This is a genomic window from Rhizocola hellebori, assembly GCF_016862955.1.
Lineage (GTDB): Bacteria > Actinomycetota > Actinomycetes > Mycobacteriales > Micromonosporaceae > Rhizocola > Rhizocola hellebori.
Genome location: NZ_BONY01000058.1, coordinates 44,073 through 57,332, shown reverse-complemented (window position 1 = coordinate 57,332; position 13,260 = coordinate 44,073). Strand labels below are relative to the sequence as shown.

Annotated in this window: 12 protein-coding genes and 1 pseudogene; 3 read left to right on the top strand and 10 right to left on the bottom strand. The window is 65.9% G+C overall.

The genetic code is table 11. The annotated features are described in order from the left end of the window. Positions 1-109, bottom strand: a 109-nt coding sequence (locus tag Rhe02_RS51050) for a pentapeptide repeat-containing protein (RefSeq protein WP_203912717.1), incomplete at its 3' end; no start/stop codon positions are given. Between the two features lie 796 nt (positions 110-905). Between Rhe02_RS51050 and Rhe02_RS51045 the strand changes: the two are divergent. Next, positions 906-1,349, top strand: a pseudogene (locus tag Rhe02_RS51045) (hypothetical protein); the annotation flags it as partial. Here Rhe02_RS51045 and Rhe02_RS34845 read toward each other — a convergent pair. Beyond that, positions 1,349-2,287, bottom strand: coding sequence for a D-alanine--D-alanine ligase family protein (locus tag Rhe02_RS34845; protein WP_203912708.1), 939 nt, complete (start codon positions 2,285-2,287; stop codon positions 1,349-1,351). The pseudogene Rhe02_RS51045 and the gene Rhe02_RS34845 sit on opposite strands and share 1 nt — an antisense overlap. Then, entirely contained in the window at positions 2,284-3,513 is a 1,230-nt protein-coding gene (locus Rhe02_RS34840; RefSeq protein ID WP_203912716.1) for an aminotransferase-like domain-containing protein, read from the bottom strand. The genes Rhe02_RS34845 and Rhe02_RS34840 overlap by 4 nt, the downstream gene beginning before the upstream one ends. 130 nt (positions 3,514-3,643) lie before the next feature. Here Rhe02_RS34840 and Rhe02_RS34835 point away from each other — a divergent pair, with 130 nt between their 5' ends. Continuing rightward, a complete protein-coding gene (locus Rhe02_RS34835) occupies positions 3,644-4,312 on the top strand; it encodes a GNAT family N-acetyltransferase (RefSeq protein WP_203912707.1) in 669 nt (222 codons plus the stop codon). Here Rhe02_RS34835 and Rhe02_RS34830 read toward each other — a convergent pair. The 6 genes from Rhe02_RS34830 to Rhe02_RS34805 form a co-directional block, all read right to left on the bottom strand. Then, a complete protein-coding gene (locus Rhe02_RS34830; RefSeq protein WP_203912706.1) occupies positions 4,301-5,443 on the bottom strand; it encodes an N-acetylmuramoyl-L-alanine amidase in 1,143 nt (380 codons plus the stop codon). The two genes, Rhe02_RS34835 and Rhe02_RS34830, sit on opposite strands and share 12 nt — an antisense overlap. Positions 5,444-5,535: 92 nt before the next feature. Next, the gene (gene trxA, locus Rhe02_RS34825; RefSeq protein WP_203912705.1) at positions 5,536-5,859 is read right to left on the bottom strand and encodes a thioredoxin; all 324 of its coding nucleotides are present in this window, start codon (positions 5,857-5,859) and stop codon (positions 5,536-5,538) included. Positions 5,860-5,890: 31 nt separating this feature from the next. Then, positions 5,891-6,814, bottom strand: a complete 924-nt coding sequence (gene trxB / locus Rhe02_RS34820; protein ID WP_203912704.1) for a thioredoxin-disulfide reductase — start codon at positions 6,812-6,814, stop codon at positions 5,891-5,893. Positions 6,815-6,898: 84 nt separating this feature from the next. Then, the gene (locus tag Rhe02_RS34815; RefSeq protein WP_203912703.1) at positions 6,899-7,756 is read right to left on the bottom strand and encodes a hypothetical protein; all 858 of its coding nucleotides are present in this window, start codon (positions 7,754-7,756) and stop codon (positions 6,899-6,901) included. Next, positions 7,753-8,385 carry an RNA polymerase sigma factor SigM gene (gene sigM / locus Rhe02_RS34810; protein ID WP_275412667.1) on the bottom strand — a complete coding sequence of 211 codons (633 nt, stop codon included), beginning with the start codon at positions 8,383-8,385 and terminating at the stop codon, positions 7,753-7,755. The genes Rhe02_RS34815 and sigM overlap by 4 nt, the downstream gene beginning before the upstream one ends. Continuing rightward, positions 8,382-9,851: a protein kinase family protein gene (locus tag Rhe02_RS34805; protein ID WP_239124246.1), complete on the bottom strand. Its 1,470-nt coding sequence runs from the start codon at positions 9,849-9,851 to the stop codon at positions 8,382-8,384. The genes sigM and Rhe02_RS34805 overlap by 4 nt, the downstream gene beginning before the upstream one ends. Before the next feature lie 143 nt (positions 9,852-9,994). Here Rhe02_RS34805 and Rhe02_RS34800 point away from each other — a divergent pair, with 143 nt between their 5' ends. Next, positions 9,995-11,500, top strand: a complete 1,506-nt coding sequence (locus Rhe02_RS34800) for a helicase HerA-like domain-containing protein (RefSeq protein WP_203912702.1) — start codon at positions 9,995-9,997, stop codon at positions 11,498-11,500. Here the strand turns inward: Rhe02_RS34800 and murJ are convergent. Next, on the bottom strand, positions 11,497-13,233 hold the full coding sequence (murJ, locus tag Rhe02_RS34795) for a murein biosynthesis integral membrane protein MurJ (protein ID WP_203912701.1): 1,737 nt from the start codon (positions 13,231-13,233) through the stop codon (positions 11,497-11,499). The two genes, Rhe02_RS34800 and murJ, sit on opposite strands and share 4 nt — an antisense overlap. Positions 13,234-13,260: the final 27 nt, after the last annotated feature.

The window sequence follows — 13,260 nt, the reverse complement described above, 5'->3', positions numbered from 1 at the left end:
GAAGGCGAGCGCGGTGAAGGCGAGCGCGGTGAAGGCGAGCGCGGTGAAGGCGAGCGCGGTGAAGGCGAGCGCGGTGAAGGCGAGCGCGGTGAAGGGGGAAGGCGACCAGCGGCCCGGCGTCGGGGAGAGTGAGGAGCGACTCCCACGGCTGGAAGCCTCAGGTGGCGACCGCGGAAAGATGAGGTCGGCGTAACCAAGCAACGTGGTTGATAAAGCGCCGCGTGGTTCGGCTGGGGTGAGGACTGTTCGGTGGCGGCCGAAGGGAGTTGGGTCAGCGCAATGCGGCTGACCCTTTAGATGGCAATTGGTCGGCCGGTTTCACGTGAAACGTGGCGTTCGGTGGTCGGCGACAGGGCGAAAGTTTTCCACAGGGGTGACAGTGAGCCTGTGCATAGAGGGCTTTCTACAGGCGATGCTCACAGCCGATATCCACAGAGCAAGGCAAGTTATCCACAGGCGTCTGGGGGTCGTGTTTCACGTGAAACCGAGGTCCACAAGAGTGAAACCGTTGCCCGCCAAGGGAAATGGCCGTCGGTCGCTTCGACGAGTGGCGCTGGACGAGGGAGGAGTGGCGGTCATCCACAAAGTTATCCACAGGCTTGTCCCCACCGAAGGTTCGAGGGGGTGGGCTATGTCCCTGAGGGCCTGGGGTGGACTAGATTCTCCTGGTGGCCGACTCCCCAACGCCGTCGCAAGCGACTCTCCCAAGTTTTACGTCCTGGCCCTCCTTCCCGTTCGAGGGCACCTTCACCATCAAGCCTCTCGACCCCGCGGTTGAGAACGAACCACCGCGTAAAGGCGAAGACGTCGCCGAATGCACAGCGTGCAACACCTCGGACGACACCTATGTCTGGGTCAATGAGAGATGGCGGGTGCGGGCACTGGACAAGCCGACCGGTTTGCCCATGGTGCTGCTGCTGGAGCCACGGTCCCACCTCGATATGGGAGACCTGCCGAACCTGTTGGCTGCGGAGCTGGGCGTGATGACGGTAAGGCTGGAGCGGGCGATCCGCTCCATGGATGACGTCGCGAGAGTGCATGTGTACCGATGGGGTGACGGCACTGCCCACCTACAGCTGTGGTTCATGGCCCGGCCCAAAGGGCAGCTCCAGCTGCGCGGAACGTTCCTGCCGATGTGGGACGAGATCATGTCGCCGGTGGATGAGGCGCAGTGGAAAGAAAATCTGGCACTCATCGCGGCCTGGCTCGCCGACTTCGGCGGCACAGCTGTGGCGGAGCCGCCGCGCATCGACTGGCAAGCGCCATCGCGGGTGACCGAGGATCCGGTCACGCCGCTAGAGCTGGAAGCGCCGGTGCTGTTGGAGGAAGAGAAGCCTGCGGAAGCTAGCTAGCCCCGGACGGCGGCCCGACGGACGATCTGGGCGAGAACCTCGCCCAGATCGAGGCCGGCGGCTTGAACCGCCATCGGCAGCAAAGAGGTTTCGGTCATCCCGGGTGACACGTTCACTTCGAGGACCGTGCACTCGCCCTCCTGCGTGACGATCAGATCGACCCGGGAAAGGTCGCGCAGCCCGAGCGCGTGGTGGGCGGCGAGCGCCATGCGCACCACTTCGTCGTGGACCTCGGGCTTGAGGCGAGCCGGCGCATGCCATGTGGTGAGACCGGCGGTGTACCGGGCCGCATAGTCGTAGACGCCGTTGACCGGAACGATTTCGACTGGCGGCATCGCGATTGCCCCGTCCCCCAGATCGAGGATGGAGACGGCGACGTCCACGCCTTCGACGTAGCGCTCGATCAGTGCGGTCTGGTCGTAGGCGAAGCAGCCCACCATCGCGGCCGGAAGAGCGGACGCCTCGTGTACGGCGATGGCGCCAAGGCCGGAGCCGCCGTGCGCGGGCTTCACCATCAAGGGCAGGCCGAGCCGGGCGACGACCCGGTCGAGCACCGCGACGGCGCCGAGCTCGGAGAAGCGGTCGTGGGGCAGGGCAACCCAGTCGGGGGTCGCGATTCCGGCTTCGCGAAGGACTGCTTTGGCTGAGGGCTTGTCCCAGGCGAGGCGGGCGGAGCGGGCGTCGGGGCCAAGGTAGGGCACGCCGCATAGCTCCAGCACCCCGCGCAGTGACCCGTCCTCGCCGGTGGACCCGTGCAGTGCGATGAAGATGGCGCTGGGCGGGTCGGCGGCGAGCAACGGCAGCAGGCTCACGTCGGCGTCACGCATTTCGGCGTCGATGCCGGCGGTGCGCAGAGCGTCCATGACTCGGCGTCCAGAGCGCAGCGAGACATCACGCTCGTAGGACAGACCCCCGGCAAGTACCAGAACGTTCACAGTGCTCCATGGAATACGGCCCGCGTCGCGGTTTCCTGCTCGATGACGCCGGCTAGCCGGCGTATCCCTTCCCGGATTCGCTCCGGATCCGGATACGAGAAATTCAACCGCATGTGCTTTTGCCCGGTGCCGTCGGCGTAGAAGCCTGTCCCGGGAACGTAGGCGACGCGGGCGGCGATCGCCCGGGGGACCATCGCCTTCGAGTCGAGGTCGTCGGGGAGTGTCGCCCAGACGAACAGGCCGCCATTGGGCCGCGTCCACTGCGTACCCGACGGCATCAAATCGGAAAGGGCACTGAGCATCGCGTCGCGTCGCTCCCCATAGATCTGCTGATAGATCTTGAGCTGCTCGCGCCACGGCTGGGTGGAAAGGTAGGTGGTGATCACCGACTGGGCCAGGTTGCTAGGGCAGAGAATGTTGGCCTCGGTCGTCATGACGAGCTTGTCGCGCACGGCGTGCGGCGCGAGGATCCACCCCACGCGCAGCCCGGGGGCGAAGGTTTTGGAGAAGGTGCTCAGGTAGAAGACACCGTCACGGCGGCGAGCGCGCAGGGGTCGCGGCGCCTCACCGTCGAAGCCGAGACGCCCGTAGGGGTCGTCTTCGATGACGAGCAGACCTTCGCGTTCACAGATCTGGAGGACCTCTTCACGGCGCGACTCGGACAGCGTGACACCGGCCGGGTTCTGGTAGGTCGGAATCGTGTAGAGGAACTTGATCCGGTTGCCCTGAGCCCTTTGCGCGAGGATGGCGGCGGCCAGCGCCTCGGGGATGAGGCCGTCTTCGTCCATCTGAACGTGGACGACGCGCGCCTGCGCGGCTTGGAACACGCCGAGGGCGCCGACATAGGTGGGGCCTTCAGCGAGCACGACATCGCCCGGGTCGAGGAAGAGCCGGGCGACCAGGTCGAGGGCTTGCTGTCCCCCGATCGTGACCACCACATCATCGGGCGATGCACCCACTGAGCCGTCGATGCCGACGTCGGCCATCAGCTCGCAGATCTGCTCACGCAGCTCGACCATGCCCTGCCCGATGCCGTATTGCAGCGCGGTCTCGCCCTGCTGTGCGATCAGCTTGCCGATCATGGCACCGACGGTGTCGAGCGGGAGCGCCGCGACGTAGGGCATCCCCCCTGCGAGTGACACGACCTCGGGCCGGTTCGCTACGGCAAAAAGAGCTCGGATTTCCGAGGCGGTCATGCCCATTACCCTGCGGGCATAGCGATCCATATAGTCGTCGAGCGTCGTTCCGGCAACGTCTCCCACGGGTGATCATCCTCCAGCAGGCAGCTAGGTTCTCGATCCTATCGTCGGTCGGGAGTAGAGTCGACGAGGTTGGGTGCGCCGGTAGGGGGTCACATTGTCGCGCCGCGTGGTGAATCTGACTTTGGACACACTTGAGGATCTCCCTCGGGGGTGTCGCAGCTGCGTGTTCTGGGAGCTGGATCCGGTGGCGGCCGAGCGGGCGTGTGCGGCGGGCGACACGGGCCTGGAGAAGGAAGCCTGGGTTTCACAGACGCTACTCGAATGGGGCTCCTGCGGAAAGATCGCCTATGTTGACGGGATGCCGGCCGGGTTCGTTCTCTACGCCCCGCCGATGTACGTCCCCCGCGGCAACGCCTTCCCCACCTCGCCGGTCTCCCCCGACGCCGTCCAGCTGATGACGGCTCATGTGGTGGCGTCGTTCTCCGGCGGCGGGCTCGGCCGGATGCTCATCCAGTCGGTCGCCCGCGATCTGACCAAGCGCGGCATCCGCGCGATCGAAGCCTTCGGCGATGCGAAGTTTGGCGAGCACGGCGACGAGGACAAGCTGATCACCACGATGTGTCTGGCGCCGGCCGACTACTTCCTGGCCGTCGGCTTCAAGACGGTGCGGCCGCATCCCAGGTTCCCCAGGCTGCGGATGGAGCTGCGCACCGCGCTGTCGTGGAAGTCCGATGTGGAGTACGCGTTGGAGAAGCTGCTGGGTTCGATGACGCCGGAGACCTTGCTGCGGCCGGCCCGCCCTGCCACGCGTTCACTGGGATAGCGCAAGCCGGATCTGGCTGACGTCGATCATCCCGGTCTTGACGTCCATTTCGGACGGGTAATACATCCGCTGGACGGCGGCGATGATTCCCTCCACCACCCGCTCCCGGAAGATCGGGTCGATGAGGCGGGCGCGGTCGACGGGCGAGGTCAGATAACCGATGTCGACGCGGACCGCGGGCATCCGGGTGTAACGCAGCAACTCCCACGTTTTGGCGTGGGTCTGGCAGTTGCGCATCCCGGTGCGGGCGACGATTTCGCGCAGCACCAACCCGGCGAGCTGCTCCCCCATCGTCGAGGTGACGCCGTTCTCGGTGCCGTAGTGGTAGGCGGCCACCCCGTCCGCGGCCGGGTTGCGGTGACCGTCGACGTGGATCGAGATCAGCAGGTCGGCTTGCAGGTCGTTGGCAAGCGAGGCCCGGTCGAGATCGGAGGGTGCCTCGGCGCCGAGTGGCCCGCGGGTCAGGTGCACCCGCATTCCGGCCGCGGCGAGGCGTCCCTCCAGCCGGCTGGCGAGGTCGAACGCGATGTCGGACTCCGTCCAGCGCAGCGGGCCGTCGGGGACCACGATGCCCGGGTCCTGCCCGCCGTGACCCGGGTCGATGACGATCAGACGCCCGACCAGGCTGGGGCCGGAGGTACGAAAATGGTGCTCTTCGCGCAAGCGCAGCGGTGATCCGCCGACCACCTTGCGGCCCAGGCGGCGAAGGGCGTGCAACGTCTGCGGCCCGCATCCCCCGTCCGGGTAGAGGCCGACTTCGCGTTGGAATGCGGCGACGGCCCGAGCTGTGCGCGGACCGTAGACGCCGTCTGTTCGCCCGACGTCGTAGCCCATTTCGAGCAGGCGCTCCTGAAGGTGCCGAACGTCGTCGCCGTGCAAAGGATTGTTGACGCTGAAGTCGAGGGTGCGTGCACCCAAGGTCCAGCGCGCGGAGTCAAGGGCGCGCCACGTCTCGTCGCCCACCTCGCCATCGACGGAGAGCCCACGCTGCTGTTGAAAGATCCGGACCGCATGCTCGAGAGCCGGGTCGAAGATCGGCTCGTCGGCCGGTGCCAGCAGGCCCAGCGTCACGAGGATCGACCTGATTTCGACGACAGCAGGGCCTCGTTCGCCGCGCCGGATCGAACGCACAGCAGACCTCCAGGGTGGGAAACCGCACAAATGCCACAGGAGCCTACCGTGCCGAGGCTCCTTGTAGCGCGCTTCTCAGCCCTTAACGATTGTCAGAGTGCCGCCTCGATTAAACGCACGATGTCGGCCTTGGGCTTGGCACCGGCTACCGAATGGACCGGCTTGCCCTGCTTGAAGATGGTGAGCGTGGGTACCGACATCACCCGATAGGCGCGAGCGGTCTCCGGGTTGGCGTCGATGTCGAGCTTGACGACGGTGACCTTGTCGCCCATCTCGTTGGCGATCTCCTCCAGGACCGGGGCGACCTTGCGGCACGGTCCGCACCACTCGGCCCAGAAGTCCACCAGGACGACCTTGTCGGACTGAAGGACGTCGTCCACGAAAGAAGCGTCGGTGACGTGCTTGGCGGTTCCCATTGGGGTAGCTCCTTTGTCGAAAATCGGGGGTTCAGTGAGCTAGAAAACGCTCGGCGTCGAGGGCGGCCGCGCAGCCGGTGCCGGCTGCGGTGATCGCCTGGCGGTAGGTGTGGTCGACAAGGTCACCGGCGGCGAAGACGCCCGGCAAGCTCGTGCGGGTGCTGGGCGACTCGACGAGAACATAGCCGTCGGCGTCGAGGTCGACCTGGCCGCGGTAGAGCTCGCTGCGCGGGTCGTGCCCGATGGCCACGAACACGCCGGTGACGTCCATCTTCCTCTGCTCGCCGGTCTTGACGTCGCGGACCAGGATTCCGGAGACCTTGCCGTCGGTGCCGAGCACCTCTTCCACGACAGTGTTCCAGGCCACCTCGATCTTCGGGTTGCTCAGCGCGCGCTCGGCCATGATTCGGCTGGCGCGGAAGGTGTCACGGCGGTGGAGGATGGTCACCTTTTCCGCGAACTTGGTCAGGAAGGTTGCCTCTTCCATGGCCGAGTCACCGCCGCCGATGACCGCGATGTTGTGGCCGCGGAAGAAGAAGCCGTCGCAGGTGGCACAGGAGGAGACGCCGTGGCCGAGCAGCTCCTGCTCGCCCGGGACGCCCAGCGGCCGCCACGCGGATCCGGTGCTCAGGATTACGGCGCGCGCCTGGTACTCGGTGTCGCCGACCCAAACCCGCTTGATGCCGCCGGTCAGCTCGACCCGGCTCGCGTTGTCGGTGACGTATTCGGCGCCGAAGCGTTCCGCCTGCTGACGCATCTCCTCCATGAGCTTGGGGCCCATGATCCCGTCGGCGAAGCCGGGGAAGTTTTCCACCTCGGTGGTGGTCATCAGCGCACCGCCGGACTCCACACCCTCGATCACCAAGGGCTTGAGGTTCGCGCGAGCTGCATAGACAGCGGCCGTGTACCCGGCCGGGCCGGAGCCGATAATGATCAGGTCTCGGACGTTATCCACGTTGGATCCTTCGCTGCTCGTCACCCAGGCTGAAACGCCATCGTACGGAGCGGGATTCCAGTTGCTCAGCAGCCGTGCGTCAGCTCACTGATGTGGCGTGCGGAAGATTTCGTCGGGACCTTTGATCCCACACCCCGGACCGGCGACAAACGTCCATTTCCCACCGATTGACGTGATGGAGATCACGAGCGCCGGCTGCGTTTCAAAGTAGGCGTAGTCGATCAACGTGGCTATGCCGGGCAGGACGGTCGCGATGGCGTCAAGACAGCGCTGCAACGCCACAGGATCGGTCAGACGCATCAGTTCAGGCGGAATCCCGCCGTTGATGCCCATCCCGGGCGAAGGCGACGCCGAATCGGTCTTCGAGGTGGTGGCCGGCGGGACCGACTCCGAGGTCATCCTGGTGCTGCCGCCCAGGCTGGACCGATTGTGGTGCTTCCCGCTGGTCACCGTCGGCACGGGAAGCGCTTTCGCATCGGTCATCTCCGCTGCGCCCGCCTCGTCACGCGCGCTGAGGGGTGATTCGTTCCTCGTCGCGGTGGGCGGGAAAAGATTGGCGAAGGCCAGGAAACCGAACACCACGCTGAGCATGGCGACCGGCACCGCCCATTTGCGCAAGCGCTTGGCCTGCTTGGTGGACCGGGTGGGCCGGCGCGCAGCCAGCGGATCCATCGCAGGCCGGGCCGCGGTCGGGGCCATGGCCGGGGAGGCGAGCAGCTCGTCAAAGCGCGTCACCAGGTCTGGCGGCATAATTTCCGGGGCCTCACGAAGCACCCCGAGGTCATCGGAGACCGCTCGCAGAGCCGCGGTGAGCTCGTCGGCCGCCGACCGCCACTGTGGTGAGCTGGCGATGAGCTGGGCAACCCGGTCGGCTTCGGGTGTGCCGTCAAGAGCGCCGCCGACATAGTCGGCGAGCAAGTCATGATCTACTTGCGCGCTCAAAGGATTCCTCCCGATGCGGTATGCGTGCCCGGTGGGACGTATCCAGCGCTGTCAGGGTTGCGTAGATGCCCCAAAAGTGTTGCAAGTCTCGCCCTGCCGCGTGAGCAACGGCTCTTCACCGTGCCCTCGGCGACGCCGAGCATCTGGGCCACTTCGGCCACCGAGTGCCCCTCGAGGTCAACGAGGATCAGCGAAGCGCGCTGCTCAAAGGGCAACTGGGCGAGCGCCTGCCGAACCACCATCGCAGTCTCGTGATCGATGGGCGGCGTCGCGGGCTCGTGGCGGCCGGTGTGCCAACGTTCCTCATCCTGCGTGCTGTCTTGTCCCGGCAGCGGAACCGTGCGATGGGCCTGACGCCGGCGTAGCCGGTCGACGCAAGCGTTGACCACGATGCGGTGCAGCCAGGTCGTCACCGCCGACTCGCCCCGGAAGCGGCCAGCGGCGCGGTGAGCCGAAAGCATCGCTTCCTGCAATGCGTCGGCGGCGTCTTCCCTGTCCCCCACCGTGCGCAGGGCTACCGCCCAGAGCCTGTCCCGGTGCCGGTGAAAAAGGATGGCAAAGGCGTTCTGGTCGCCCGCGGCGTGGGCCATGAGCAGATCGGCATCGCTACGGGGGTCGGACGGGATCACTGAACCTCGACCGAAATCTCCTCGACCCCGATCTTGTACGGATTGGCCGAATTGGCGTTCTCAAGGGGCAGCTCGGTGAACCAGATGAGCACGTACTGCGTCTTCAGATCCGCCGGGAACACGGTGGTCTTGGCAGTGATCTGGACGTCGCCGATTGCCTCGTAAGTCTCATTGATCTTGCCGTCGCCGATCATGCTGTCACCCGGATCCGCGTCGCCCACGCGCAGCTGGGCCCTGGCGCCGGGCAGGGTGAGCTGCACCTTGACGCTGGCCACATGCCGCACCTCGCCAAGGTTGACGAGGATGCCCATGCCCGGCTTGGATCCGCCGAAGTTGGCGCGGGTGTAGCCGTTCGTTTTCCAGGCGGTGTCGGGGTCGCCATCGACCACCCGGGCCGCGTTCTCGGTCTCTTTCCGGTCGCCCTTCGGATCGACGATGCGCACCTGGGCCGCGGTCAGCGTGACCGGGCGCGGGTTCACCGAGCCGGTGCTCGAGCCGGCCGTGGGCTGGGCGTTGTTTCGCGGATCGGCGTTGGCGTTCAACGCTTTCACGCCGAGCACCATGCCCGTGATGATCAGTGCAAGCGCGACACCGCCCACGGCCACCAGCTTGGGTGTGGGTGTGCGGCCCGGCTCGGCGGTCTCGTTTTCCTCGACGAAGCGAAGCGTGGATGGCCCGGCGCCAAAGAGCTGCTGGTCGGCGATGTCCAACCTGGACAGTTCGGCGGCGAGCACCTGCGCGCTCGGCGGCGAAAGCTCCGGGTTGAGCAGATCCATCACGAGATCGTCCAGATAGGTGGGCACACCGGCGCGCACCTGGCGCGGCGCCGAAAGCGCGCCCGCGCTGTCGCGTCGCCCATCGGGCAACACGGACGGGGCCCGCCCGCCCTCCTTGGGCCAGTGGCCGGTAAGCATGAAGTAGCCGCAGGCGCCGATGGCGCGGGTGTCGCGCTCCAGGCTGGCGTTGCCATCGTCGCGCGCATCGGTGAGGACGACCCGGCCGTCGTTGGCGATCAGCACCGTGCCCGGGTGGACATTGCCGTGAGCCATGCCGCTGGAGTGCAGCGCGGCGACCGCGCCGGCCACGCCGTGCAGCACGGCGGTGGTGCGCTCGGCGTCGAAGTTGCCTTCCTCTGCAACGAGTTCGCGCAGGGCGGCCCCATCGATCCACTCCCGGACCACGAACGCGCGGGTGCCTTCATCGATAGCGTCGTAGACCCCGACCAGGTTGCCATGGTTGACTCGGCTTGCCGCGACCGCCGCGTTGAGCATCTCCTCGGCTGACTCCCCGCCGGGTTGGCGCATCACAATGGCCACCGGCCGGCGCAACACCTCATCAACCCCGCGCCAAACCTGTCGCCCGGCACCGTCGTCGGCGATGTGCCGCTCAAGGCGGTATCGCTCTGCCAGTACCTCGCCAGCCGCCACCGAGAGGGGCGCGGACGGACCATCGCCCACCTGGGTCACCCGTCCCTCCCTCGCGAGCAAAGCCTTGCCTCAGGCACCTGTCGTTGACTGACCTTACCTGCCCAAGGCGAAATCGCGAGAACTCATCCGGCTTCCCTTTAGGCTTCCTGATATCTGGGTAAAAGTTGACAAAGGGAGTGCAGATGGTGGACATCGCGGCGATCCGTGCAGGATACGCGTTTTCCACGCCGTCATTGGAGTTGGGTGCGCTTGTGGTCGATGGTAAAGCCGATCCCGAGACGCCGATCCGCATTCCGCTTTCGCTGCTGAACCGGCATGGGCTGGTGGCAGGCGCTACCGGTACCGGAAAAACAAAGACTTTGCAGGTTTTGGCGGAGCAACTGGCCGATCATGGGGTGCCTGTGTTCCTCGCCGACATCAAGGGCGACGTCAGCGGCATGGCCGCCCCGGGCGAGGGGAACGAAAAGATCACTGAGCGCATGACCGAACTCGGTCAGCCCTGGACGCCAACCGCCTACTACTGCGAGTTTCTCACGCTGGGCGGGCGTGGAACGGGTGTTCCGGTGCGAGCCTCCGTCACCGATTTTGGCCCGTTGCTGCTGTCGAAGGTATTGGGGCTGACAGAAATCCAGCAGTCCTCGCTCAACCTGGTGTTCCACTTCGCCGACAAGAAAGGGTTGCCCTTGGTTGACCTGGGTGATCTGCGTTCGGTGATCCAGCATCTCACTTCCGAGCAGGGCAAGGCGGAGCTCAAAGATCTCGGTGGGCTCTCCAAGCAGACCGCGGGAGTCTTGCTGCGCAACCTGATCGCCTTCTCGGACGCGGGCGCGGACGCCTTCTTCGGCGAGCCCGAATTCGACATCGGTGATCTGATGCGCCAGACCGGAGACGGCAAAGGAGTGGTGACGCTGCTGGAACTTCCCGGGGTGATCCAGCAGCCGGCCCTCTTCTCGTCCTTTCTCATGTGGATGCTGGCCGAGCTTTTTGAGTCGCTGCCCGAGGTGGGCGATGTCGACAAACCCAAGCTGGTCTTCTTCTTCGACGAGGCGCACCTGCTGTTCCGTGACGCGTCCAAACCGTTTCTGGAGGCGATCACCCAGACCGTGCGGCTGATCCGATCCAAGGGAGTGGGCGTCTTCTTCGTCACCCAAACCCCCAAGGACGTGCACCCGGACGTGCTCGCTCAACTGGGAAACCGGGTCCAGCACGCGCTGCGCGCCTACACGCCCGCCGACGCGAAAGCGTTGAAGGCGACCGCTTCCACCTTTCCGAACTCTGCCTACGAGCTGGAAGAGGTGCTGACCGAACTTGGTACGGGTGAGGCGATCGTGACGGTCCTCAACGAGAAGGGCGCGCCCACTCCGGTGGCGTGGACCCGGCTACGCGCCCCGCAGTCGCTGATGGCCGCCATCGACGCGAACGCCATGGCCACCATGGTCGGCGGCTCTTATCTGTACCCGAAATATAAGGACGCGATCGATCGCGAGTCGGCCTCCGAGATGCTTGCCGCCCGGATGGCTCAGGAGCAGGCGCCACCCACGCCGGAGCGCAAGCCGCGAGCCGCTCCGGCGCCCAAGGCCCAGAAAGGCGCTGTCGAACAGATCCTGGATTCGAAGACCACAAAGAGCATCCTCACCGCTTCCGCAACCCAGCTGATCCGATCGGTCTTCGGCACCCGAAAGCGCTAGCGCCCCAGCTTCCGGCGGACAAGACCAAGGACATCATTGACTTCCTGGGTACGAAGGGCGAGCGCCACCAGCCCGTAAACCCCGCAGATGACGATCGAGCCGACGATCATCGCTACCCACGCATCGGCCTTGCTCGCGGTCTGGTTGGCGTCGAGCAGGTAGACGGTCAGCAGCCCGGCCACGGCAGCAATGATGGCCGCCACGAACGCCTTGGCCATAGCGACACTGATCCCCCGCAAGCCGATGCGCCCGATCCGGCGCCGCAGCAGCATCGCCGAGAGCAGCCCGGCCACGATGAAGGAGAGCCCGTTGCCGATCATCATGCCGACGGCGGTGACCGCGACCGTGGTGGCGGCGAACCAAGCCAGCTGGAAAGAAAGCCGCAACGAGACCACCGGAAGGTTGATCAGGGCCGGGGTCTTGGTGTCCTGCAGCGAGTAGTAGGTGAAGTTGAACAGCTGGCTCACCGACATCGGCACCAGCGTCAACCCGGCGACCAGCAGCACCCAGCGGCTGGCCTCCGACGCCTGCGCGGTGAACGCGAAACCCTGGAAGAGCGCGACCGAGATGGGCAACGCCAAGACCGAGTAGATCACCGCGATCGGTGCCAACAGCACGGTGACCATTCGGATGCCGCGGCTGAGGTAATGGGAGATCTCCTCCGCCCGGCCGTCGACCGCGGCCGCGCTCATTCGCGGCAGGAGCGCGGTGATGATCGAGACGGCGAAGATGCCGTGCGCCATCATGAGCAGCAGGAAGACGTTGTTGTAGATCAGCGCTCCGGCTTTGCCTTCAGGGCTGCGGTTGAGCAGGTTGAACAGCAGCATGAGGGCCAGCTGGTTGACGATCACGTAACAGAACATCCAGCCGCCGACCCGGCCGAGGTGGCGCAAGCCGAGCTTGCGGAAATCGGTGCGCACCTTGAACCGGAAGCCGGTTCGGCGCAGCGCGGGCAGCAGGGCCAGCGCCTGGGTCACGATGCCGAGCAGGAAACCGCCGCCCAGCACCAAAACCTGGGTTCGCGTCATCTGGCCCGGCAAGATCAGCTCTGTGCCGAAGGTGACCATGTAGAAGACGCCGGTGCCGATGACCACCAGGTTGTTCAGAATCGGCGTCCACACCGGGGCCGCGAAGCTGTGCCGCGCGTTGAGAATCGCTCCGCACAGGCCGGAGAGCCCGTAGAAGAAGATGGTGGGCAGCATCAGGTACGACAGCGCGGTGATCAAATCCTTGCTGGCCACTGTCGCTTTACTCGCGTAGGCGAGGGCCAGCAGTGGCGCACACAGGATCGCCAAGACCGTGGTGATCCCCAGCACGATGAGGCTGAGCGTGAGCAGCCGCTGCGTGTAGGCCTCGCCGCGGTCCGCATCCTGCTTCCGTGCCCGCACGATCATCGGCACGAGAACGCTGGACATGATGCCGCCGATGAGCAGCTCGTAGATCATTCCGGGGAAGACCTGGGCTGTGGTGTAGGCGTTGCCGACCAGGAAGCCGCCCAGCGCCATCGCCATCACGGCGGTGCGCAAGAACCCGGTGCCCCGGCTGACCAGCGACCCGATCGCCATCATCGCCGAATTGCTGGCGGCTGTGCCGCGTGTCTCCGGCTCGGGCTTGCTGGGGTCGATCAAGGGCAGCGCGACGGTGGCCTCGTCGATCGGCAGGGCCGCCGTCCGGTCGTCGAACGGCAGGCGCGCTGTCCGGTCGTCGATCGGCAAGCGCTCGGGGGGATTCATGTCGAGAACATTAATGCAGCTACCCTG

Coding starts and splice junctions, on each gene's coding strand:
- Rhe02_RS34840 (WP_203912716.1), bottom strand. CDS start 3,513: ATGGATCGCTATGCCCGCAGGGTAATGGGCATGACCGCCTCGGAAATC.
- trxA (WP_203912705.1), bottom strand. CDS start 5,859: ATGGGAACCGCCAAGCACGTCACCGACGCTTCTTTCGTGGACGACGTC.
- Rhe02_RS34800 (WP_203912702.1), top strand. CDS start 9,995: ATGGTGGACATCGCGGCGATCCGTGCAGGATACGCGTTTTCCACGCCG.
- murJ (WP_203912701.1), bottom strand. CDS start 13,233: ATGAATCCCCCCGAGCGCTTGCCGATCGACGACCGGACAGCGCGCCTG.